We start from the raw sequence: 24,959 nt of genomic DNA, 5'->3' as shown, positions 1-24,959 counted from the left end.
TCAAAATCTTTCCTGTATTAATTTTTTTAACCTATGTTAATTTATTAATAACAACAAATATAATTTACAATGTCCAAGGGAGTGAAAACATTGGAATATGTGATAGAAATGCTAGGTATTCGTAAACAATTCGGATCTTTTGTAGCAAATGATAATATCACCCTTCAGCTGAAAAAAGGCGAAATTCATGCATTGCTTGGAGAAAACGGTGCAGGAAAATCGACTTTAATGAACGTGCTTTTCGGACTTTATCAACCTGAAGCTGGGGAAATTCGCGTAAATGGAAAGAAAGTTAAAATTTCTGACCCGAACGTAGCGAATGATCTAGGTATTGGAATGGTTCATCAACACTTCATGTTAGTTGAAAACTTTACGGTTACAGAAAATATTATTTTAGGTAGTGAACCTACTAAAAAGGGCATTGTTAATATCAAAGATGCAGCGAAAAAAGTAAAAGCACTATCTGAAAAATATGGATTGAATGTCGATCCATATGCAAAAATCGAGGATATTTCTGTAGGTATGCAACAACGAGTAGAAATTATTAAAACGTTGTATCGTGGGGCTGAAAATATTATTTTTGACGAACCTACTGCATCATTAACACCACAAGAAATATCAGAATTGATTCAAATTATGAAACGTTTAATTGCTGAAGGAAAATCTATTATCTTAATCACTCATAAATTGCAAGAAATTATGGAGGTTTCAGATAGAGTAACTGTTATTCGTAAAGGTCAAGGTATTGGAACTGTAACAACGTCAGAAACAACTCCAAATCAATTAGCAGAGTTAATGGTTGGACGTCAAGTTGAATTTAAAACTAAAAAAGCAAAGGCTAATCCGAAAGAAGAAATTTTGAAAGTTGAAAACTTAGTTGTAACTGACTACAGAAATATTGAAAAAGTGAAAGGTTTAAATCTTTCCATACGTAGTGGTGAAATTGTCGGTATTGCTGGTATTGATGGTAACGGGCAGACCGAATTAATCGAAGCGATTACTGGACTTCGTAAAGTTAAGTCAGGCACAGTTTCTTTAAACAATAAAAACATTACAAATTTAAAACCACGTGATATTACTGAATCTGGTGTTGGTCACATCCCACAAGATCGTCATAAACACGGTTTAGTATTAGATTTCCCAATCGGACACAATATTGCACTACAAACATACTATCAGTCTCCAATCGCAACTGCTGGAGTTATAGATTATAGCAAAATCTCTGAACTTGCACAAAAGATAATGAAAGAATACGATGTTCGTTCAGGTCATGGTGAAGTTACACCAGCTCGAGCGTTATCTGGTGGTAATCAACAAAAAGCTATTATTGGGCGTGAAGTAGATCGAAATCCAGATTTACTAATTGCAGCATTACCAACACGAGGTTTGGATGTTGGTGCAATTGAGTTTATTCACCAACGTTTAATCGAACAACGTGATAAAGGAAAGGCAGTTCTGTTGATTTCATTTGAATTAGATGAAGTTATGAATGTCTCAGATAGAATCGCAGTTATATATGACGGCCAAATTATCGATACTGTAAATCCAAATGAAACGACTGAACAAGAGTTAGGTTTATTAATGGCTGGTCAAGATCGAAAATCAAACAACGGACAAGTAAAGGAAGGTGACGAATAACATGTCGAACAAGTTGACTAATATCCTCGTCCCTGTGATTTCAGTAATTTTAGGCTTACTTGTCGGAGCAATTGTGATGCTTGTAAGTGGTTATGACCCTGTACAAGGTTATATTGCTCTTTGGGAAGGTATTTTTGGGGATATGTTTACAATTGGTGGTACTATCCGACAAATTACCCCTTATATATTGGCAGGTTTAGCGGTAGCTTTTGCGTTCCGCACTGGTTTATTTAATATCGGTGTTGAAGGTCAATTAATTATGGGGTGGTTAGCAGCTGCTTATGTAGGTTATGCCTTTGAATTACCAGCTATTATTCACCTTCCGTTAGCTATATTAGCTGCTGCATTAGCAGGAGCACTTTGGGCATTTATCCCAGGGTTATTAAAGGCGAAATTACAAGTGCATGAAGTTATCGTCACAATTATGATGAACTATATTGCGCTACATGTAGCGAACGCAGTAATTCAATCTATTTCTGATAGTGGAGAAAAAACACCGATGATTCATGAGTCGGCATCATTACGTTCTACTTTTTTAGATACATTAACAGACTACTCCCGTATGCATTACGGTATTGTAATCGCTTTAATAATGGTTGTTATTATGTGGTTCATTTTAGAGAAAACGAAACGTGGTTTCGAACTTAAAGCAGTTGGTTTTAACCAAAATGCTTCTGAGTATGCAGGTATGAATGTGAAAAGTAATATCATTCTTGCAATGGTTATTTCCGGGGCATTCGCAGGTCTTGCAGGTGCAATGGAAGCGCTTGGAACGTTCGGTAATATTACTGTTCAAGCCGGTTTTACAGGTATTGGTTTTGACGGTATCGCAGTTGCTTTACTCGGTGCAAATGCACCGTTCGGAGTATTATTAGGTGCAATTTTATTCGGAGCATTAAAATTCGGGTCATTAAATATGCCGAACGTCGGTATTCCGGTAGAAATCGTTTCAATTATTATTGCATTAGTTATTTTCTTTGTAGCTTCGGGTTATATCATTAGGGTATTACTTGAACGATTGAGCAAGAAAAAGGAGGCGAAATAACATGAGCTTTTTGGAAGTGTTATATTTCCTTGTTCCTACTGCAATTTTCTACGCAGCGCCTCTTATATTAACTGCTATCGGTGGTGTGTTCTCAGAACGTTCTGGTGTGGTTAATATTGGACTAGAAGGTTTAATGGTTATTGGTGCTTTTGTTGGGATCGTGTTTAACTTAACGTATGTTGATACATTTGGTTCTTGGACACCTTGGATTGCTTTATTAGTAGCAGGGTTAGCAGCGGGTATTTTCTCAATACTACACGCAGTAGCTGCCATTTCATTCCGTGCCGATCAAACGGTTTCAGGGGTAGCAATCAATTTACTGGGTCTTGCTGTGGCATTATTCTCTGTGAAAATGTTGTACGATAAAGGGCAGACAGATATGATTAAAGTTCGTTTCCCGCGCTTTAATATTCCTTATCTAGAAGACATTCCATTAATCGGCCCTATGCTCTTTAAGGATGTTTATGGTACTTCAATTCTAGCAATTGCTGTAGCGATTCTTGCTTGGGTGATTATTTATAAGACACCATTTGGATTGCGTTTACGTGCTGTTGGGGAGCATCCAACTGCGGCAGATACAATGGGTATAAATGTAACTAAAATGCGTTACATCGCCGTTATTATTTCAGGTGTTTTAGGTGGTATTGGTGGTGCGATCTATTCGCAAACAATTTCTGGAGACTTTGGTCACGGAACAATTAATGGACAAGGTTTCATGGCTCTTGCGGCAATGATTTTTGGTAAATGGCATCCACTTGGAGCTTTAGGAGCGGCAATTTTCTTCGGATTTGCGCAATCCTTAAGTATAGCAGGGAACTCGATTCCTTATATTCAAGACATTCCAGCCGTATACTTACACATTTTACCTTATGTTTTAACGATCTTCGCTGTAGCTGGCTTTATTGGTAAAGCACATGCACCAAAAGCTGTTGGTCAACCATATATTAAAGGTAAACGTTAATTTTTCTTTTAAAAGGAAGGACTGGGCATTTGCTCGGTCTTTTTCTTTATGAATAAAGACTCTTTAATAGCAAGTCTATATACTTACTTTGCCTGAAGTTGCTTTTTTATTTAAAAGGCATGTATAGTGAGTGTAATGGTTTGTTATATTAAAGAGATAGGAGGGGTCTACATGTTTCAAACAATTCAAGTAGCAAAAGGTGTCAATATTCATACAAGAACAACTGATCAATTTAAAACTGTCAATTTTTCAGTGAAATTTAAAAGACCTTTAACTGTCGAGGATGCTTCAGAAAGAACAGTATTAACAAACGTACTACAACATAGTAGTGCAAAATATCCATCTACTGCTGCAATGCGTATGTATTTAGATGATTTATACGGTACGGTTTTGTATTTTGATACTACAAAACGTGGTGATGAACATACTGTATTATTAAATGTTGAAACAGTTAATGATCAATATTTAAAAAATGGGGAAGTTTTAGGTAAAGTGCTCGAACTTATGAATACAGTGCTATTTGAGCCTAACTTCGATAATGGTGTATTCCGTGAAAATATTGTTGCTCGTGAAAAAGAAATGGTGATTGAGCGAATTCAATCTGTTTTTGATGATAAATCACGCTATGCCCAACAGAAATTATTGAATATTATGCGTCCAAATCATCCTGCATCTATCTCTGCTAACGGCACAATTGAAGATGTTAAAAAAGTTACGCCAACGTCATTAGTTAAAACGTACGAAGAGATGTTAGCTGATGATTTAATCGATATCTACGTAGTTGGGGATATTGATGAAAAAACAATAGTTGAAAGCTTGAAAAAAGCTTTACCATTTGCTGATCGTACAGTGGAACATGCTACTAATCCAACTGTAGAAAGTAAACCAACTGAAACGTTTGTCAGTGAACAGCAAGATATGAAGCAAGGTAAATTACATATCGGCTATCATACACCTGTCACTTTCACGCACCCTGATTTTCCTAAAATGCAAATTTTTAATGGCGTTTTTGGTGGATATCCACATGCAAAATTATTTATGAATGTACGTGAAAAAGAAAGTATGGCTTATTACTGCTCAAGCTCATATTCTGCCCAATATGGGTTAGTATTCGTCATATCAGGAATTGATGCCAACAAAGAGAAAAAGGCAATTTCATTAATCGACGAACAACTAGTTGCGATTCAAAAAGGCGACATTACAGATTTAGAATTAGCTCAAACAAAAGCGATGTTAACAAACCAAATAAAAGAAGCACTTGATTCAGCAAGAGGGCAAATCGAAATATATGATCAATATAAAGACTTGCCTACTGAGTTTTCGGTAGAAAATATGGCCGCGAAATGGCAAGCAGTAACAAAGGAAGATGTAGTTAATATGGCAAAACAAGTAGAAAAAGAAACAGTATATTTCTTAAGAGGTAAGGAGGATGCTGCAGAATGAAAACAATCGAATTCGATCAATTAGACGAAACGCTTTACTACGAGAAGTTAGATAATGGATTAGATGTTTATATTTTGCCGAAAAAAGGCTTCTCTAAAACATTTGTCACTTTTACTACAAAATACGGTTCCATCGATCGTTCATTCATACCGCTTGGTGAAACTGAAGCTATTACAGTGCCAGATGGTATTGCACATTTTTTAGAGCATAAAATGTTTGAAAAAGAAGATGGGGATGTATTCCAAAAGTTTGGTGAAAAAGGTGCTTCAGCAAATGCTTTCACATCTTTCACAAGAACAGCGTATTTATTCTCTGCAACTGATCATTTATATGAGAGTACGAAAACTTTACTTGATTTCGTACAACAACCATATTTCACGGAGCAAACAGTTGAGAAGGAAAAAGGTATTATAGGTCAAGAAATTACAATGTATGATGATCAACCAGACTGGCGTTTATACTTTGGAACGATTGAAAATATGTTCCATGAGCATCCAGTGAAAATTGATATAGCGGGTACTATTGAGTCAATCGATGATATTACGGCAGATCATTTATACACTTGCTATAATACGTTTTATCATCCATCTAATATGCTTCTATTTGTCATCGGCGCTGTTGAGCCAGAGAAAATGATGGATTTTATTCGTGCTGATCAAGCAGATAAAACATTTGAGGAACCAACACCTATTCAGCGAATTGAAGTGACTGAACCTACAGATGTAGCAGTAAAAAGTAGCACGTTAGAAATGGATGTATTAAAACCAAAAGTAATTGTAGGTATAAAAGCAAAAGAAACAAGCCTTTCTGGCAAAGCTATGCTAAAGCATGAGCTGTCTATCCAATTAGCGCTGGATGTATTATTTGGACGTTCTTCAGACTTTTATACAAGTGTCTATGAAAAAGGTATGATTGACGAATCGTATTCTTATGACTTCTCTTTAGAAAAAGGATTCGGTTTTGCCTTAATTGGTTCGGATACGAATCAAACAGATGAGTTAGTTGAAGCTATTCAAAATGTATTACAAAATACACAAGAAAAATGGCCATTTGGTGATGATGAATTAGAGAGAGTAAAACGTCGTAAGATCGGCTTTTATTTAAGAGCATTAAATTCAATTGAATTTATCGCAAATCAATTCACGAGATATGCTTTTAATGATATGAATTTATTTGACGCAGTTCCTGTCATCGAAGAATTGACGATAGCGGATGTGCAACAAGCTTTCGCTTCACTACAAGGAGAATCACAGCAAACAGTATTTAAGATTTTACCTGTAGGGAATAAAGCTAAAACAAGTAATGACAAAGAAGGTCAAGAGTAATAATGAAACAGTTTTGCTTAGTACTTGGCGCGTCCGGTGCAATTGGACGTGCCATAAGTGAGCAGCTTGCTAAAGATGGCTGGTCTTTATATTTGCAGTATAATCAAGGTGAAGAGGTCACATTCGAGCTTGTAAGTGTCCTGTCAGCTGATTATCCAGAGCAAGAATTTATGATGATTCAATCCGATTTAACAGATCCTCTTGCAGCAGAAAATATTTCTAGTTCTATATTTTCACTACAAGCGATTGTAGTAGCTAGTGGACAAGCACTTTACAAACTTGTGGAAGATACTACTGCTGATGAAATGGATGCACTTTGGAAAGTTCATGTGCAAACGCCAATTAGATTGATTAGCCTCTTAGCTTCAAAATTACGCAAAAACAATATAAGTCATATTATTATGATTGGTTCGATTTGGGGCGAAGCTGGGGCATCAGGAGAGGCTTTGTACGCTACTGTGAAAGGTGCACTACATGCTTTTGTGAAATCGTACGCACAAGAAGCAGCAGGAAATGGTGTTCTTGTTAATGCAGTAGCACCAGGCTTAATAAATACTAAAATGAATGGGCATTTGACGGATATAGAAGAGCAGGAGCTAATTGATGAAATTCCATTAGCAAGAGCAGGCGAAACTGATGAAGTTGGTCATTTAGTGTCTTTCTTGTTATCAGGACGCGCCAATTATATTACAGGTCAAATACTTCGAATTAATGGCGGATGGTACATATAAATTTCTTTCTTACACATACTAAATGTGAAAAGGAGGGATTCTATGGATATCATTGAAAACTGGCAGAAGTGGACGAGCTTTTTGGGACAAAATGTTGCAAAAGCAGAGTCTGCAGGAATGTCACAAAAGGTAATACAAGAAGCCGCAGTGCAAATTGGTGAGTACTTGGCAAATAATGTTGATCCAAAAAATGAACAAGAGAGAGTGCTTTCTGAGCTTTGGTCGGTGGCAACCGATGATGAAAAGCAATCTTTAGCTAATTGTGTTGTAAAATTAGTGCAGAATAGGAAGGTACAATAGGAAAAATGGGGTTATAGCCCCTCTTTTCCTTTTTTTCTTTCCATATGTACAAAAATCGGCTATTATGGAACTTAGAAATGTTTTAAGCGTCGTATAATAGAAGGGATCGTTGTATGTGAGAGAATGGTATTTTGAATATGAAATACAAATCAATCGCCCCGGCTTATTAGGAGATATTGCTTCCTTATTAGGTATGCTTCGTGTGAATATTGTGACAATCAACGGTGTCGATCAAGTTCGAAGAGGAATGCTTTTACGAGCTGAAAAGGACGAACAGATTGAACGATTTGAGAATATCGTTTCGACTATGGAAATGATAAGAGTAACAAAATTCCGCGAGCCAACAACACGTGATCGTCTAGCGATTCGACATGGTCGTTATATACAAAGAGAAGCAGATGAAAAAAAGACGTTTCGCTTTGTACGTAATGAACTAGGTATTTTAGTAGATTTTATGGCAGAACTTTTTAAAAAGGACGGTCATAAACTCATTGGAGTTAGAGGAATGCCTCGTGTCGGAAAGACAGAGTCAGTTGTTGCCGCTAGTGTTTGTGCAAATAAGAGATGGTTATTTTTATCATCGACTATGATTAAACAAACTGCACGCAACAAGCTGCTTGGAGACGAATTTAATAGCAATAATATATTCATTCTGGATGGAATTGTCACAAGGAGATCTTCTGATGAAAAACATCAACAACTTGTACGTGAAATGATGAGTATGCCATCTATTAAGGTAGTGGAGCATCCTGATATGTTCGTGCAACATTCTGAATATACAATTGAAGACTTTGATTATATTATCGAATTAAGACATCATCCAGATGAAGAAATTACATACGAAATCATGGAGAAACATAACAGCTTGCTTCAAGATTCGAGTGGTTTCGGTGGCTTTGGAGGATTTAATTTTTAACAGGTAGGTGTTACAGTTGACAGAATTAGGAGCTCGTTTAAAAGAAGCGAGATTGTCAAAAGGGTATAGTCTGGATGACTTACAGGAAATTACGAAAATTCAAAAACGCTATCTTTCTGCAATTGAAGAAGGAAATTATAGCATAATGCCTGGAACGTTTTATGTTCGAGCATTTATTAAGCAGTATGCAGAAGCGGTTAATTTAAGTGCCGATGAATTACTTGAGACATATAAATCTGAAGTACCTGCAAACAAAACAGTTGAAAGTACAACGACAGCAACAATTCAACAACCTCAATCACGTAGAAGCTTGTCTAAAATACCTTCAAAAGGTTTTATGGACTTAATGCCGAAACTTGTTGTTGCTTTATTTATCATAATTGCAATCGTAGCACTCTGGGTATTGTTCCAAAATAAAGCAGATAATTCTAAACCAGATAACAATACAGAAACACCAGTAACTGTGGATACAAAAACTCCACCTACAACTGGCAAGAATAAAGACAATGAAGTAGCCGGTTCAAAAGATCAAGATAAGAATGATGAAGAAACAACTAAAAAAGAAAAAAAACAAGAACTTTCTAAAGGTACACTAGTGAACGATAATGAGACAACAAATTATACTTTAACTGGTACAGAAGAGTTTAAAATCCGTGTAGAGGTTACTGGCGATACATGGGTTGGTGTACAAGATGAAAATCGTACAGAAATCTCTGATAGAGCAGATGTATACCATGCTGCTGATGTAGTTGAAGTTGATGCGAAGGGTAAACAAAGCGTTCGTATTCGATTAGGTGCAGCAGCAAATGCTAAAGTTTTTGTCAATGATGAGAAATTGAAACTTGCGGCTACTCCAAGTGAGCGAAGTACTCAAAATATCGTCATTAATTTTTCAGAGAAAGAATAGTCATCTAGAGAAAGATGGCTATTTTCTTTGAAAGAAGGGTGAGGAAATCGTGAATATACCAAATAGAATTACAGTTTCAAGGGTTTTGCTAATCCCAGTATTCGTGCTTTTAATGCTAGTGGACTTTGGATGGGGGCAAATGACGGTGCTTGGCGCAACAATGCCTATCGAGCACTTTGTTGGTGCGATGATTTTCATCATAGCTTCTATCACAGATTGGGTAGATGGCTACTACGCACGCAAATATAATTTAGTAACGAATATGGGGAAATTTTTAGACCCATTAGCAGATAAATTGTTAGTTTCTGCTGCATTTATCCTACTTGTTGAATTAGGAACTGCTCCGGCATGGGTAGTTATTATTATTATCAGCCGTGAATTTGCAGTAACTGGTTTACGACTAATTTTAGCGGGTGGTGGCGAGGTAGTTGCTGCTAACCAACTAGGTAAAATTAAAACGTGGGCACAAATTGTTGCGATTTCTGCGTTATTACTAAATAATATTTTCTTTACTATGTTTAGCATTCCTTTTGCTGATATTGCACTATATGTAGCTCTATTCTTTACTGTTTGGTCTGGAGCAGATTATTTCTACTTGAATCGTCGTGTATTATTAGATTCAAAATAATTATAAAATGAATTTTAGTAGGCGAGGATGTAAGTGTGGAGGTTTTTCTCCTACATTATATACCTCGCCTTTTGTAACTTCTTATTTTTTGAGCACCGTACATATTATAAGATAGAGGAAGGGATTGTTAGAGATGAATGCAGAAATCATTGCAGTTGGATCAGAGCTTTTACTGGGTCAAATTACGAATACAAACGCACGTTTTATATCAGGTCAATTATCTGAGCTAGGAATTAATGTGTATTACCACACTGTCGTCGGCGATAATGTAGATCGTTTAGTCAACGCCATTAAAGTAGCTGAGACCCGTGCAGATCTCATTATTTTCTCAGGAGGCTTAGGGCCAACGAAAGATGATTTAACGAAGGAAACAATAGCACGACATTTAGGAACTGTACTGGAAATAGATAATTATGCTATGCAATCGATTGAAGAATTTTTCACTCTTCAAAATCGTATTATGACAGATAATAATCGTAAACAGGCACTCATATTAAAAGATTGTGAAGTACTTATAAATCGCCATGGTATGGCTCCGGGTATGCTGTTAGAAAAAAATAACCGTATATATATGTTACTGCCAGGACCGCCGAAGGAATTGGAGCCTATGTTCCAATTTGAAGCGAAGCCAAAATTAGCTGCAAGAGTAAATGATGGAGCTCAGATTGTGTCTCACGTATTACGCTTCTATGGCATCGGTGAGGCAGAGTTAGAGGTAAAGGTACAAGACTTACTAGAAAACCAAATAAACCCTACTATAGCACCGCTAGCGTCAGATGGGGAAGTAACTCTACGTGTTACAGCGAAGGCATATAGTCTAGAACAAGCTGAACAGCTAATAGCTGGAGCAAAGGATGAAATATTACGCAGAGTTGGGCAGTTTATGTACGGTGAGAATGATGATTCTCTTTCTTCTAAAACAGCCAAAATTCTTATTGACAACAATTTAACTATTGCCGCTGCGGAAAGTTTAACTGCTGGACTCTTTCAATCTGAATTAGCAGAAAACCCTGGTATAAGTCAATCGTTAATTGGTGGAGTTGTTACTTATACAGAACAAGCAAAACGTGAGCAACTAGGAATTTCAGCTGACTTATTAGAAAATTACGGAATTGTGAGTTCCCAATGTGCTGTAGCAATGGCTAGTAAAGTAAAAGAAAAGTTCGGTACAGATATAGGTATAGGTTTAACAGGGGCAGCGGGTCCTGAAGGGCATGATAATCAACCAGCCGGTACAGTGTGGATAGCTGTAGTTATCGGTGATAATGAACCTCAAACGTATCAATTACATCTAACAGGGCAACGCAATACAAATCGTTTACGCGCAGTGAAGCGTACTTTTGCTTTTATTATTCAATTATTAACCGAACAAGGTTATCGCAAATAATAAATTTGTCCATTCAAAGTGGATTAAAATCAGCTTTTGAGCAAAAAAGTGGGGCATACTTTTCGATTTCGGTTAAATTTTTCCGAATAAATGTTCGCTTTTTTCTTGTGTATTTCTCAAAAAAGAAGTATAGTAGATACAGATATAAAAGAGATAATGTTTTCGAAGGAGGAACAAGATTGAGCGATCGTAAAGCAGCATTAGACATGGCCCTTAAACAAATTGAAAAGCAATTTGGTAAAGGTTCAGTTATGAAATTAGGCGAAAAAACAGACATCGAAATTATGACTTCTTCAAGTGGCTCTTTAGCACTTGATACAGCACTTGGAGTAGGTGGATATCCACGAGGTCGAGTTATTGAAATATATGGACCAGAGAGTTCTGGTAAAACAACTGTAGCGCTTCATGCGATTGCAGAAGTACAAGCTAACGGTGGTACAGCCGCGTTTATTGATGCAGAACATGCACTTGATCCGGTCTATGCACAAAAACTAGGTGTTAATATTGATGAATTATTACTATCACAACCTGATACAGGGGAGCAAGCATTAGAAATTGCTGAAGCTCTTGTACGTAGTGGTGCAATCGATATCATTATCATCGATTCTGTAGCAGCTCTTGTACCAAAAGCTGAAATCGAAGGTGACATGGGTGATTCACATGTTGGTCTACAAGCACGTTTAATGTCGCAAGCATTACGTAAACTATCAGGAATTATTAACAAATCTAATACAATTGCTATTTTCATTAACCAAATTCGTGAGAAGATTGGTGTTATGTTCGGTAATCCAGAAACAACACCAGGTGGACGTGCACTAAAATTCTACAGTTCTGTACGTTTAGAAGTACGTCGCGCAGAAACAATCAAACAAGGTAATGATATGGTAGGTAACAGAACTAAAATTAAAGTCGTTAAAAACAAAGTAGCACCGCCATTCAAAACAGCTGAAGTAGATATTATGTATGGTGAAGGGATTTCAAAAGAAGGCGAAATCATCGATATCGGTGTAGAAAAAGAAATCGTGCAAAAAAGTGGTTCTTGGTATGCTTATGAAGAAGAGCGCTTAGGCCAAGGGCGCGAAAATGCAAAACAATTCTTAAAAGAAAACCCTGAAATCAGCAATGAAATTGCACATAAAATCCGCGTAGCTTCTGGGATTGCAACTGATTCTTATACAGTTGAAACTGAAGAAGACGAAGCAATGGATGCAGAATTATCATCATTATTAAATGAAGAGTAAGATTTTCTGAGGGTCTTTCAATGTCAATTGAAGGGCCCTTTTGACTATAACTATAACTGTGAATCCTTGACATTGTTTTTTTTCAACTATACAATTAAACTTGTATAATTTCTAAAATTGAAATGAAATAGGCAGTATATTGAGAGCTCATAGAAATACTTAATGTATAGCCGACTAAAAATGAAAACAATACAGCAAGAGGAGGTGTTCGAATGACTGGAAACATCATCTCCGCTTTGCTTGGACTCATCGTCGGTGCCGCTGTTATCTATTACGTCAATAAAAGAGTGAATGATTCAAAAGTGACAGGTGCAAAGAGTTCCGCAGAGCTCATCATAGATGAAGGTAAAAGAGAAGCGGAAGCTCTAAAGAAAGAAGCACTTCTTGAAGCAAAAGATGAAACTCACACACTTCGAACTGAAGCAGAAAACGACATCCGTGAACGCCGGTCTGAGCTTCAGAAACAAGAAAACCGGTTATTGCAAAGAGAAGAAAATCTTGATCGCAAGGATGAAGCTCTGAATAAGAGGGAAGCAGGTTTAGAGCGCAAAGAAGACGCTCTTAACGACAGACAACAGCATATTGAACAGATGGAAAGCAAAGTGGAAGAACTCGTAGCTAAACAGCAATCTGAAATCGAACGTATCTCAGCATTAACTCGTGAAGAAGCAAAAGTCATTATTCTAAAACAAGTAGAAAACGAGTTATCAACTGATATAGCAGTTATGACGAAAGAATCTGAAATGCGAGCGAAAGAAGAATCTGACAAAAAAGCACGAGAAATTTTATCACTAGCCCTTCAGCGCTTTGCAGCTGATCACGTTGCAGAAACGACTGTCTCTGTCGTCACTTTACCAAATGACGAGATGAAAGGTCGTATTATTGGACGTGAAGGCCGTAACATTCGAACACTTGAAACGCTTACAGGTATCGATTTAATTATTGATGACACACCTGAAGCAGTTATTCTATCAGGATTCGACCCAATTCGCCGTGAAACAGCTCGTCTAGCACTTGAAAAATTAGTACAAGACGGTCGTATTCACCCAGCTCGTATCGAAGAGATGGTTGAGAAATCTCGCCGTGAAGTGGACGAGCAAATTCGTGAAACAGGCGAACAAACTACATTCGAAGTGGGTATCCACAATTTACATCCGGATCTAATGAAAATTTTAGGCCGTATGAAATATCGTACAAGCTATGGTCAAAACGTCTTGAAACACTCTGTAGAGGTAGCTCACTTAGCGGGTTTACTAGCAGCAGAATTAGGTGAAGATGTACTTTTAGCAAAACGTGCAGGATTATTGCATGATATTGGTAAAGCGATTGACCATGAAGTAGAAGGAAGTCATGTAGAAATAGGCGTAGAATTAGCTACAAAATACAAAGAGCACCCTGTTGTTATTAATAGTATTGCTTCTCACCATGGTGATACTGAACCAACTTCAGTAATTGCTGTATTAGTGGCTGCTGCGGATGCTTTATCTGCAGCGCGTCCAGGTGCACGAAGTGAAACACTTGAAAACTATATTCGTCGACTAGAAAAACTAGAAGAAATCTCTGAATCATATGAAGGCGTTGAGAAATCATTCGCTATTCAAGCAGGTCGTGAAATACGTATAATCGTGCGTCCTGATCAAATTGATGATTTAGCTTCACATCGTTTAGCACGTGATATTCGTAAACGTATTGAGGATGAACTGGATTATCCAGGACATATTAAAGTGACGGTTATTCGAGAAACACGCGCAGTCGAATATGCGAAATAGTTAAATTCAAAATAAGAAATAAGTATATGCCAAATGTAAAGTAAGAAAACTGAATTGAAAAATTCAAATATTTTATAAAGAAGGCTTCTTAGAACCTCGGTCGAGAAGCCTTTTTTGTTGGAAAAGAGTGAATCAATAATGAAAGTACTATTTATCGGAGACATTGTCGGCTCAATTGGCCGTACAGCTGTTGAAACATATTTACCAAGATTAAAGAGAAAATATGCACCAGATGTTGTCATTGCGAACGGGGAGAACGCAGCTGCTGGACGTGGGATTACAAGAGCCATTTATCAAGAGTTATTAATGATGGGCGTAGATGTCATTACAATGGGTAACCACACATGGGATCAAAAAGAAATTTTCGATTTCATTGACGATGCAGAATTTTTAATCAGACCTGCAAACTTCTCAGACGAGGCGCCCGGCAAAGGGATGACGTCTATTTCAAAAAATGGTCATACTTTATCTGTAATCAATTTACATGGACGTACTTTCTTACCACCACATGGTGATCCATTTGCTAAAGCAGACGAATTAATAGAAGAAGCAAAAAAAGTTTCTCCACTTATTTTCGTAGATTTCCATGCTGAAACAACGAGTGAAAAAATTGCAATGGGATGGTATTTAGATGGTCGAGTATCAACTCTTGTAGGAACACATACTCATGTACAAACAGCGGATGCACGCATTTACCCTGGTGGTACAGCGTATATTACTGATGTTGGAATGACTGGACCTTATGATGAAGTGCTTGGAATGAATAAAGAAAGCGTAATCTATCGATTTAAAACAAATATGCCTACACGTTTTGAAGTACCAAAACAAGGTCGAGAAGTACTAAGTGGCTTCTTTGTTGATCTTGATGATAAAACAGGCTTAGCAAAATCATTTGAGCGCATATATATTAACGCAGATTATCCTTTCAAAGCATAATTGTAAGTCTATTCCCAAAACTCGCTGCATACAATAATCCATGGACAAGAGAGATGTCCCACATTTTTTCAAATTAAGGGAGGAATTGTTGTGGATTCATTGAAAGTATCTTCTCGCTCAAACCCGAACTCAGTAGCTGGCGCATTAGTAGCAGTCATTAGAGAGCAAGGCTATGCAGAGATGCAAGCAGTTGGAGCAGGTGCACTAAATCAAGCTGTTAAAGCAGTTGCAATTGCAAGAGGATTTGTTGCACCAAGTGGAACGGACTTGACTTGTTCGCCTGCATTTACGGATATCTTGATTGCAGGTGAAGATCGAACGGCTATGAAGCTTTTAGTTGAAAAGCGTACGAGATAAATAAAAAAACTAAAATACCGGGAAACCGGTATTTTTTTATGGAGAAAATAAAAAAATGAACCTTTGTATTTTGCTCATTTGAAATGAAGTGAGCACACCTAGCTTTTTTTACTATACATAAAAAAGTATGTTAACATAGTGAGTATTGTCAGTGATTATTATTACAACTTATTGAACGAGCTTTTCCGTCAAAGGTCTGAATTTCAAAGAAATCGCTTATAAACAATAGTTTACATCGGGTCTTCGTGATAAACTGATGAAGGATAAAAAGCTAATAACCTGTAATTAAGGAGATGTTATAAATGTTACATCAGCTTTCATGGAAAGTCGGTGGGCAACAAGGGGAAGGTATTGAGAGTACGGGAGAAATTTTCTCTACGGCTATGAACCGTCTTGGATACCATTTATATGGATACCGTCACTTCTCTTCCCGTATTAAAGGTGGCCATACGAACAATAAAATTAACGTACGCACATCTGTCGTACACACGATTCCAGATGATTTAGATATATTGGTTGCATTTGACCAAGAAACAATCGATGTCAATTATAAAGAATTAACATCAGAAGGTGTTATTTTAGCAGATGCTAAATTTAAACCAGTAAAACCAGAAGATTGTCCTGCAACGCTTTATGTTGTACCATTCACTGAAGTAGCTGCTGAGTTAGGTACTACTTTAATGAAAAACATGGTGGCAATCGGTGCAACTGCTGCATTATTAAATCTTGAAGATGAAGTTTTCCAAAGTGTCGTTGATGAAATTTTCGGCCGTAAAGGTGAAACGGTTGTTCAAAAAAATATGACAGCCATCGCACAAGGACATGAACTAATGAACGGTATGCTTGGCGATAATATTGGTAAATTTGAATTAGAGCCAGCAGATGGGAAACACCGTCTATTTATGATCGGTAACGAAGCTATCGCACTAGGTGCATTAGCTGCAGGCACTCGTATTATGGCAGCCTATCCAATCACTCCAGCTTCAGAAATAATGGAATATTTAATCAAAAAATTGCCGAAATTCGGTGGTACTGTTATCCAAACGGAGGATGAAATCGCAGCTGCAACAATGGCAATCGGAGCTAACTACGGTGGCATTCGTTCGTTTACAGCATCTGCGGGTCCAGGCTTATCATTAATGATGGAAGCAATTGGCCTTTCTGGTATGACAGAACAACCTCTTGTAATTGTTGATACACAACGTGGTGGTCCTTCAACAGGCCTACCAACAAAACAAGAACAATCTGATTTGATGGCAATGCTATACGGAACACATGGTGAAATTCCGAAAGTTGTTATCGCACCAAGTACGGGTGAAGAAGCATTTTACGATACAATTCAAGCATTTAACATTGCGGAAGAATTACAATTACCAGTTATCTTATTATCTGATCTTCAATTATCACTTGGTAAACAAACTGTTGAACCATTTGATTACTCTAAAATCGAAATTCGTCGTGGTAAATTAGAACTTGGCGAATTACCTGAAGCTGAAGATAAAGCATACTTTAAACGCTTTGAAGTAACAGAAGATGGCGTGTCTACTCGTGTCGTACCTGGTCAAAAACATGGTATTCACCACGTTACAGGTGTTGAACATGATGAGACAGGTAAACCATCTGAAGCAGCTGGTAACCGTAAAGCGCAAATGGACAAACGTTTCCGTAAATTAGATCATGTAAACTTTAATATGCCCGTATTTAAAAACACACCACACGAGGAAGCGGATGTTCTATTAGTTGGCTTTAACTCGACTAAAGGTGCAATAGAAGAAATTCAACCGATGTTAAACGAAGAAGGCATCAAAACAAACCACGCACATATTCGACTAATTCACCCATTCCCAGCAGTGGAAATGAAAGAATTAATCGACAATGCGAAAAAAGTAATTGTTGTTGAAAATAATGCTACTGGTCAATTAGCTAATGTAATGAAAATGAATATTGGCGCACACGATAAAATTATTAGCTTAGTGAAATATGACGGCACACCATTCTTGCCAAAAGAATTGTTAGGCCGCGTGAAGGAGTTGCTAACAGATGGTAACATTTAAGGATTTCCGAAATAATGTTAAACCTAACTGGTGTCCTGGATGTGGTGACTTTTCAGTGCAAGCTGCAATCCAACGTGCTGCAGCAAACCTAGAAATCCAACCGCATGAACTAGCAGTTATTTCAGGAATTGGCTGTTCAGGTCGTATCTCAGGATACATCAATTCATATGGTTTACACGGTATTCACGGACGTGCATTACCTATTGCACAAGGATTGAAAATGGCTAACCGTAATTTAAAAGTAATCGCTTCTGGCGGTGACGGTGATGGTTTCGCCATCGGTATGGGTCATACAATTCACTCAATCCGTCGTAATGTAGATATCACGTATATCGTTATGGATAACCAAATCTATGGTTTAACTAAAGGTCAGACATCACCACGATCAGCTGCTGGTTTTGTCACAAAATCAACACCAGGCGGAGCAATTGAACCGTCATTAAAACCATTAGAAGTAGCATTATCTGCTGGCGCAACATTCGTAGCACAAAGCTTTTCTACAGATTTAAAAGAGCTAACTGCGATCATAGAAGCAGGTATGAATCACAATGGCTTCGCATTCATTAATGTATTCAGCCCTTGTGTAACTTATAATAAAATCAATACGTATGACTGGTTTAAAGAAAACATTACAAAATTATCAAGCATTGAAGGATACGATTCAACAAACCGTGCCCAAGCAATGGCAACTGTAATGGAACATGAAGGTCTAGTAACAGGTATTATTTATCAAGACGAAGAAACACCTTCGTATCAAAACTTAGTAAATGGATATAGCGAAGAACCTCTAAACCAGCAAGAAATGATGATTGAAGAAAAAGATCTTCAAGAGTTAATGAAAGAATTTATGTAATAAATAATTTAAAGGCTAATCCCTCAAGTCGTTTATCTGACTAACGGATTAGCCTTTTCTAATGTTATAAAGAGACTGATAGATACAGTTAATATGCAGATATTTATTATAGAAAGGATTAAAAATTATTTATTTGGAAGACTTGGCGCTAAGGAAGTTGCAAGTAGCGCTAAAGGGGTAGCGAGTAGCGCCAAAGGGGTAGCGAGTAGCGCCAAAGGAATTGCGAGTAGCGCCAAAGAGATTGTGAGTAGCGCTAAAGGAAGTGAGTAGCGCCAAAGGGGTAGCGAGTAGCGCTAAAGGGAATGCGAGTAGCGCTAAAGTGAATGCGAGTAGCGCCAAAGGGAATGTGAGTAGCGCTAAAGGAAGTGAGTAGCGCTAAAGTGGATGCGAGTAGCGCTAAGGGATGCGAGTAGCGCTAAAGAGATTGTGAGTAGCGCTAAAGTGAATGCGAGTAGCGCTAAAGAAGGCGTGAGTAGCACCAAGAGCTCAAGCATAGCAAAAGTACACCCACCTGGCCTCCACCCCTAATATAACAGGCTATATGTCGAAACACCGACAATTAACGTTCTTTTCTTGTAGGAACCATACTCCATTAAGTATAATAAGAAAATGGGTATTCGAGTGTGCGAATACGAGCGGAAGGAGTTTACTGATGAACGAAGAACAACGACTTGCTAGTCAACAAGTGAAACAACCAGAACCATCGGACAAAAAATCCGAGAAGGACTATAGTAAATATTTTCAATCTGTATATACAGCGCCATCTTTAAAAGATGCAAAGAAACGTGGTAAAGAAGAAGTTCAATACCATAAAGACTTCGCGATTGATGAAAAATACTTGGGTATGGGACATGGTCGTAAATTCTACATTCGTACGTACGGTTGCCAAATGAATGAACACGATACAGAAGTAATGGCTGGAATTTTTCTGCAACTTGGTTATGAAGCAACAAATAAAGTAGAAGATGCGAATGTCATTTTAATGAATACTTGTGCCATTCGCGAAAATGCGGAGAACAAAGTGTTTGGTGAACTTGGTCACTTTAAGCCGTTAAAGCAAAAAAATCCTGATTTGTTAATTGGTGTATGTGGCTGTATGTCGCAAGAAGAGGCAGTAGTTAAAAAAATCTTGAAAACGTATGACCAAGTTGATATGATTTTCGGGACGCATAATATTCATCGTTTACCAGACATTTTAAACGAAGCTTATATGTCGAAAGAAATGGTTATAGAAGTGTGGTCTAAAGAAGGGGATGTTATTGAAAACCTTCCGAAAGTTCGCAAAGGGAATACGAAGGCATGGGTAAATATCATGTACGGCTGTGATAAATTCTGTACATATTGTATCGTACCTTATACACGTGGAAAAGAGCGTAGTCGACGACCAGATGATATTATTCAAGAAGTGCGTCAACTAGCTGCACAGGGCTATAAAGAAGTGACATTACTTGGCCAAAACGTAAACGCTTACGGAAAAGACTTTGAGGATCTAAAGTATGGTCTTGGTGATTTAATGAATGAATTACGAACAATTGACATTCCTCGTATTCGCTTTACAACAAGTCACCCACGTGATTTTGACGATTATTTAATCGAAGTACTTGCGAAAAAAGGAAACTTAGTTGAGCACATTCATTTACCAGTGCAGTCAGGTTCGAGCGACATGTTGAAGATTATGGCTCGTAAATATACGCGCGAAAGCTATCTAGAACTTGTACGCAAAATCAGAAAAGCGATTCCAGATGTAGCGTTAACAACTGATATTATTGTTGGTTTCCCAAATGAAACGGACGAGCAGTTTGAAGAAACGTTATCTTTATATAAAGAAGTTGGCTTCGAAATGGCATTCACGTACATTTATTCACCACGTGAAGGTACTCCTGCAGCGAAAATGCAGGATAATGTACCAATGGAAGTGAAAAAAGAACGTCTACAACGTTTAAATGACGTAGTGAACCAACTATGTGGAGAAGCAATTAAACAATACGACGGTCAAATCGTCGAAGTGTTAGTAGAAGGGGAAAGTAAACGTAACCCGAATGTTCTAGCAGGTTATACAAGAAAAAATAAACTCGTAAACTTTGTAGCTCCTAAAGAAGTAATCGGTCAAATTGTTAAAGTACAAGTTACTGAAGCAAAAACTTGGTCATTACAAGGAGATTTTATCGAAGTTGTAACGGACCAAAAGGTGGAATTATAATGGCAGAAATATATACTAAAGATCAAATCATCGCAAAAGCAATGGAAATTGCTCATATGGTAGCGAACACGGAAGAAGTAGATTTCTTCAAACGTGCAGAAGCACAAATTAACGAAAACCAAATGGTACGTGAAAAAATCGCTAGTCTAAAAAGTTTACAAAAACAAGCAGTAAACTTCCAACATTATGGTAAAGAAAAAGCACTTAAATTAATTGAAGATAAAATTGCAAAAATTGAAGAAGAAATTGATTCTTTACCAATCGTTGAAGAATTTAAACAATCTCAAGGCGATGTAAATGATCTATTACAATTAGTATCAAACACAATTGCAAACAGTGTGACTGATGAAATCGTTGAATCAACTGGTGGCGACATATTACGCGGTGAAACAGGTTCAAAAGTACAAAACTCAAAACCAGGTAGCTGCTCTTAATAGAATAATTGTTAACCCTTATGAAGAATAACTATCTTTATAAGGGTTTTCTTTATATAGTAGTAGAAGTTTCATTGAATAAAACTGAATGTAATATTGTAGAAGTGAATTATCTTTCCGCAACTAGCTTCCTAGGTGAGAAATGGCAAATGTTTAGAACATCTTAAAGGGAAGTTGAGTGGATTAAGTTTTGTAGTAATTCTTATACATTAAATACAGTGAAAATAAACGCTGAAGGTCAATTGGATTTCTGACTGACATTAATTCCACAATTAACATATAGTACGGATCATCCGGGATCAGCGATGCCTGCTATACGTCTAGCGTTCAAAGTAACGGAATAATTACAGACTACTGTGTAGCCAAAGAAAGAACGGCTATTCAGTAGTTTTTTTATTTTTAAAAATTAATCTAATCACCCAATAGGCACATGCCGCATAAGATGAAATTAAGAGAAGCAAAGGAGGAATCGCACTGAAACAGTTGCGTCAAATTGTCACAAAGGCGGTCGTCGCGAAGGGTAAAAAAAGAACAGAAGTATGTGAAAATTTAAGACCACCGAATAAACCATCAAGTATTTTAGGATGCTGGGTGATCAACCATACGCATTCAGCGAAAAAACATGGTAATTTTGTAGAAGTATCAGGCAAATTTGATGTCAATGTTTGGTACGCATATCATAATCATTCAAAAACTGCAGTATTCTCTGAGACGGTACTGTACAGAGACCGTATCAAACTACATTATAGAGATAACGAAACAACTGGTAAAGAAGAGGTTCAAGTAAAGGTGATTCAACACCCGAACTGTACAGAAGCTATTATTACGCCTTGCGGTGAGCAATTCCAAGTCACAATTGAGAGAGAATTGCTTGCGGAAGTCGTAGGTGAGACAACAATTTGTATCTCAGTTCATCCATTAGATTTTGAAGAAGAGTGGGATTTCGAAGATGAAAGTTCATCATCAAGCTCATCTTCTAGTTCATCATCAAGCTCTTCGTCTTCATCATCGTCTTCATCAGGTCCAACATCAGGTCCATCATTTGAATCTTCATCATTTGAATAAACATTTTTAAGCCGGAGGAGACGCCGGCTTATTTTTTTTTTGAGAAAACTGGCTAAAAGGTATGAAACGCATTTCAGTACTTATTTTGTTATAATAGAAATAAGATTTAGCTACACAAGAGAGGTTTTAAAATGACAACATATACTCCGATGATTCAACAATATCTACAAGTAAAAGCAGATTATAAAGATGCTTTTTTATTTTTCCGATTAGGTGATTTTTATGAAATGTTTTTTGAGGATGCTATAAAAGCTTCTCAAATTTTAGAAATTACATTAACAAGCCGAGATGCAGGTATGAAAGAACGCATTCCTATGTGTGGTGTGCCTCATCATTCAGCTAAAAATTACATCGAGACACTTGTTCAAAAAGGTTATAAAGTAGCAGTTTGTGAACAAACAGAAGATGTCAAACAAGCAAAAGGTGTCGTAAAACGTGAAGTTGTTCAGCTGATTACGCCTGGAACAATTATGGAAGGCAAAACTTTAGATGGAAAAACAAATCACTTCATCGCAGCTGCTGAGCAAATAAACACCACGGAGTATGCTTTTTGTTATTTAGATTTATCAACTGGTGAAGCGACAGTTACTTATGTCGAAGGTGATGGTCTAGTCTTATTACAACAACTTCAATCATTTGGTATTCGAGAAATGGTTGTTTCAGAGCAATTATTTGCAGAACTAACTGAACAGGCAGAAGCATTATCTATTATCTTATCAATTGAAGAAGAGGTAATGGATGAATCGAAATGTGCACAGTATTTAGAAGGGGCACCAAGTAATTTACATGGTGCTGGACGAAAGCTTCTACACTATATTGAACGTACACAAATGCGCTCACTTTCTCATATTCAACCATTCCAATACAATGAAAACAAAAATTATCTAAATATAGATACAAACTCAAAACGTAATTTAGAACTTATTCAATCACTACGTGGTGGGGATCAAAAAGGAACACTTTTATGGTTACTAGACGAAACAGTTACTGCAATGGGTGGACGAAAATTAAAGCAGTGGTTACATCAACCGTTAGCAAACCGTCAACATATTGAAAATCGTTTAAGCATCGTGACAGATTTGTTGGAAGAATATTTTGTTCGAGCAGAATTACAAGAATTATTTAAACAAGTGTATGACTTAGAACGCCTAGCAGGACGTGTTGCTTTTGGAAATGTTGGAGGACGTGATTTAGCGCAATTAAGAGAATCATTACGTCAAGTTCCTGTCATTCAAGAACAACTACAAAACTCTTCAAAAGCAAACCTACAAAACTTAGGGAAAGCACTTGATTTATGTAGTGATGTAGAAAGTTATTTAAGTCATGCGATTACAGACCACCCACCAATCTCGATTAAAGAGGGTGATGTTATCCGCGGTGGCTATGATGCAAAATTAGATGAGCTTCGTTATGCCTCTCGCAACGGTAAAGATTGGATTGCAGCTCTTGAACAACAAGAACGTGAGAAAACAGGAATTAAGAATTTGAAAATTGGTTATAACCGAGTGTTTGGTTATTACATCGAAATTACGAAATCGTATATTCATTTAGCTGATTTAGAAAGATATGAACGTAAACAGACGCTTGCTAATGCAGAGCGCTACATTACAGATGAATTAAAGGAAAAAGAAGCCATTATCTTAAATGCTGAAGAAGAAAGTTTGGCACTCGAATATACTTTATTCACACAAATTCGTGAAGAATTAAAGCAATATATCCCGAGATTACAAGGACTTGCTTCTGCTATCAGTGAATTAGATGTCTATGTAGGTTTTGCAACGGTTACTGAGAAGTATCGTTTCACAAAACCGGTATTCCATGAAGGACGTTCACTTAAAATTGTTAATGGTCGTCATCCGGTCGTCGAGAAAATGATGAATCAGCAATTATATGTGCCAAATGATTGTATATTGACTGATGATCGCAATATGATGCTAATTACAGGACCGAATATGTCTGGTAAAAGTACTTATATGAGACAAGTGGCGCTTATAACAATTCTTGCGCAAATGGGCTGCTATGTTCCAGCAGATGAAGCGGAATTACCAATAACTGATCAAATTTTCACACGTATTGGTGCAGCGGATGATTTAGCAGCTGGACAAAGTACGTTTATGGTAGAGATGTTGGAATCACAACATGCTATTACAAATGCTACAGAGAAAAGCTTATTGCTCTTTGATGAAATTGGACGTGGTACATCAACTTATGATGGTATGGCATTAGCACAATCTATGATGGAGTATATTCACAATAAAATCGGCGCTAATACATTATTCTCTACTCATTATCATGAATTAACAGATTTAGAAAATGACTTAAATCGTTTGCGAAATGTTCATGTATCCGCAATGGAGCAAGACGGAAAAGTAGTCTTTTTACACAAAGTTAAAAAAGGCCCGGCTGATAAAAGTTACGGTATACATGTAGCAGAGTTAGCAGAATTACCGGCTGATATTATTTCTAGAGCACGTATTTTACTGGAAGAATTTGAGGCAACTAATGCAGTCTCAGCTGCAACCGTTACAAAAGCAGAAGCAACGCCTATTGTGAAGGATGAAGTAGTTGCTGTTATGAAGGACGAATCAGCACAACTTTCTCTATTTACTGAAGAAGAGCCGAAAGAAGTTATTCAATTAGCCGTTTCTAAATTAGAACAAGATGTGCTAGAACAAATCCGATCAGTAAATGTATCAGGTACAACACCTATGGATGCATTGCAACTTGTTTATGCATTGCAACAATCTTTAATAAAAAAGTAGGAGGTGC

The 24,959-nt window shown here is 37.2% G+C and carries 22 protein-coding genes; all 22 read left to right on the top strand.

The features are described 5' to 3' along the window. Nucleotides 1–90 precede the first annotated feature (90 nt). The 22 genes from AMD00_RS12715 (at nucleotide 91) to mutS (ending at nucleotide 24,952) form a co-directional block, all read left to right on the top strand. On the top strand, nucleotides 91–1,638 hold the full coding sequence (locus AMD00_RS12715; protein ID WP_053417418.1) for an ABC transporter ATP-binding protein: 1,548 nt from the start codon (nucleotides 91–93) through the stop codon (nucleotides 1,636–1,638). A 1-nt stretch (nucleotide 1,639) separates the two neighbouring features. Next, nucleotides 1,640–2,683: an ABC transporter permease gene (locus tag AMD00_RS12710; protein WP_053417417.1), complete on the top strand. Its 1,044-nt coding sequence runs from the start codon at nucleotides 1,640–1,642 to the stop codon at nucleotides 2,681–2,683. Nucleotide 2,684: 1 nt separating this feature from the next. After that, on the top strand, nucleotides 2,685–3,644 hold the full coding sequence (locus tag AMD00_RS12705; protein WP_053417416.1) for an ABC transporter permease: 960 nt from the start codon (nucleotides 2,685–2,687) through the stop codon (nucleotides 3,642–3,644). Between the two features lie 171 nt (nucleotides 3,645–3,815). Beyond that, entirely contained in the window at nucleotides 3,816–5,087 is a 1,272-nt protein-coding gene (gene yfmF / locus AMD00_RS12700; RefSeq protein WP_053417415.1) for an EF-P 5-aminopentanol modification-associated protein YfmF, read from the top strand. Continuing rightward, nucleotides 5,084–6,412, top strand: coding sequence for an EF-P 5-aminopentanol modification-associated protein YfmH (yfmH, locus tag AMD00_RS12695; RefSeq protein WP_053417414.1), 1,329 nt, complete (start codon nucleotides 5,084–5,086; stop codon nucleotides 6,410–6,412). The genes yfmF and yfmH overlap by 4 nt, the downstream gene beginning before the upstream one ends. A 2-nt stretch (nucleotides 6,413–6,414) precedes the next feature. Then, complete coding sequence (gene ymfI, locus AMD00_RS12690; RefSeq protein ID WP_053417413.1) at nucleotides 6,415–7,143, top strand: elongation factor P 5-aminopentanone reductase; 729 nt, start codon at nucleotides 6,415–6,417, stop codon at nucleotides 7,141–7,143. 42 nt (nucleotides 7,144–7,185) lie between these two features. Beyond that, a complete protein-coding gene (locus tag AMD00_RS12685) occupies nucleotides 7,186–7,443 on the top strand; it encodes a DUF3243 domain-containing protein (RefSeq protein ID WP_038184292.1) in 258 nt (85 codons plus the stop codon). Nucleotides 7,444–7,558: 115 nt separating this feature from the next. After that, nucleotides 7,559–8,359 carry a DUF3388 domain-containing protein gene (locus AMD00_RS12680; RefSeq protein WP_053418291.1) on the top strand — a complete coding sequence of 267 codons (801 nt, stop codon included), beginning with the start codon at nucleotides 7,559–7,561 and terminating at the stop codon, nucleotides 8,357–8,359. Nucleotides 8,360–8,366: 7 nt separating this feature from the next. Next, nucleotides 8,367–9,266 carry a helix-turn-helix domain-containing protein gene (locus tag AMD00_RS12675; RefSeq protein WP_053417412.1) on the top strand — a complete coding sequence of 300 codons (900 nt, stop codon included), beginning with the start codon at nucleotides 8,367–8,369 and terminating at the stop codon, nucleotides 9,264–9,266. Nucleotides 9,267–9,315: 49 nt separating this feature from the next. Continuing rightward, complete coding sequence (pgsA, locus tag AMD00_RS12670; protein WP_053417411.1) at nucleotides 9,316–9,894, top strand: CDP-diacylglycerol--glycerol-3-phosphate 3-phosphatidyltransferase; 579 nt, start codon at nucleotides 9,316–9,318, stop codon at nucleotides 9,892–9,894. 133 nt (nucleotides 9,895–10,027) lie between these two features. Then, a complete protein-coding gene (locus tag AMD00_RS12665; RefSeq protein ID WP_053418290.1) occupies nucleotides 10,028–11,281 on the top strand; it encodes a competence/damage-inducible protein A in 1,254 nt (417 codons plus the stop codon). Between the two features lie 179 nt (nucleotides 11,282–11,460). Beyond that, the gene (gene recA, locus AMD00_RS12660; RefSeq protein WP_053417410.1) at nucleotides 11,461–12,522 is read left to right on the top strand and encodes a recombinase RecA; all 1,062 of its coding nucleotides are present in this window, start codon (nucleotides 11,461–11,463) and stop codon (nucleotides 12,520–12,522) included. A 212-nt stretch (nucleotides 12,523–12,734) separates the two neighbouring features. Continuing rightward, the gene (gene rny, locus AMD00_RS12655) at nucleotides 12,735–14,291 is read left to right on the top strand and encodes a ribonuclease Y (RefSeq protein ID WP_053417409.1); all 1,557 of its coding nucleotides are present in this window, start codon (nucleotides 12,735–12,737) and stop codon (nucleotides 14,289–14,291) included. Between the two features lie 138 nt (nucleotides 14,292–14,429). Continuing rightward, complete coding sequence (locus tag AMD00_RS12650; RefSeq protein ID WP_053417408.1) at nucleotides 14,430–15,227, top strand: TIGR00282 family metallophosphoesterase; 798 nt, start codon at nucleotides 14,430–14,432, stop codon at nucleotides 15,225–15,227. Nucleotides 15,228–15,317: 90 nt separating this feature from the next. Next, nucleotides 15,318–15,584: a stage V sporulation protein S gene (locus AMD00_RS12645; protein ID WP_038184313.1), complete on the top strand. Its 267-nt coding sequence runs from the start codon at nucleotides 15,318–15,320 to the stop codon at nucleotides 15,582–15,584. A 302-nt stretch (nucleotides 15,585–15,886) separates the two neighbouring features. Beyond that, on the top strand, nucleotides 15,887–17,638 hold the full coding sequence (locus tag AMD00_RS12640) for a 2-oxoacid:acceptor oxidoreductase subunit alpha (RefSeq protein ID WP_053417407.1): 1,752 nt from the start codon (nucleotides 15,887–15,889) through the stop codon (nucleotides 17,636–17,638). Beyond that, nucleotides 17,625–18,491: a 2-oxoacid:ferredoxin oxidoreductase subunit beta gene (locus AMD00_RS12635; RefSeq protein WP_053417406.1), complete on the top strand. Its 867-nt coding sequence runs from the start codon at nucleotides 17,625–17,627 to the stop codon at nucleotides 18,489–18,491. Before AMD00_RS12640 ends, AMD00_RS12635 begins: the two co-directional genes overlap by 14 nt. Before the next feature lie 93 nt (nucleotides 18,492–18,584). After that, entirely contained in the window at nucleotides 18,585–18,761 is a 177-nt protein-coding gene (locus tag AMD00_RS23265; RefSeq protein ID WP_157059246.1) for a hypothetical protein, read from the top strand. Between the two features lie 382 nt (nucleotides 18,762–19,143). Continuing rightward, nucleotides 19,144–20,691: a tRNA (N6-isopentenyl adenosine(37)-C2)-methylthiotransferase MiaB gene (gene miaB, locus AMD00_RS12630; RefSeq protein ID WP_053417405.1), complete on the top strand. Its 1,548-nt coding sequence runs from the start codon at nucleotides 19,144–19,146 to the stop codon at nucleotides 20,689–20,691. Further along, nucleotides 20,691–21,125 (top strand): RicAFT regulatory complex protein RicA family protein, encoded by a 435-nt coding sequence (locus AMD00_RS12625; protein ID WP_053417404.1) that lies wholly within the window; start codon nucleotides 20,691–20,693, stop codon nucleotides 21,123–21,125. The genes miaB and AMD00_RS12625 overlap by 1 nt, the downstream gene beginning before the upstream one ends. Before the next feature lie 474 nt (nucleotides 21,126–21,599). Next, entirely contained in the window at nucleotides 21,600–22,190 is a 591-nt protein-coding gene (cotE, locus tag AMD00_RS12620; protein ID WP_053417403.1) for an outer spore coat protein CotE, read from the top strand. A 131-nt stretch (nucleotides 22,191–22,321) separates the two neighbouring features. Further along, a complete protein-coding gene (gene mutS, locus AMD00_RS12615) occupies nucleotides 22,322–24,952 on the top strand; it encodes a DNA mismatch repair protein MutS (RefSeq protein ID WP_053417402.1) in 2,631 nt (876 codons plus the stop codon). Nucleotides 24,953–24,959: the final 7 nt, after the last annotated feature.

Origin of the sequence: Viridibacillus arvi (assembly GCF_001274945.1) — a bacterium.
In the GTDB taxonomy this organism is placed as follows: domain Bacteria; phylum Bacillota; class Bacilli; order Bacillales_A; family Planococcaceae; genus Viridibacillus; species Viridibacillus arvi.
The sequence above is the reverse complement of the archived record's forward strand: the minus strand, read 5'-3'. Positions and strand labels throughout refer to the sequence as shown.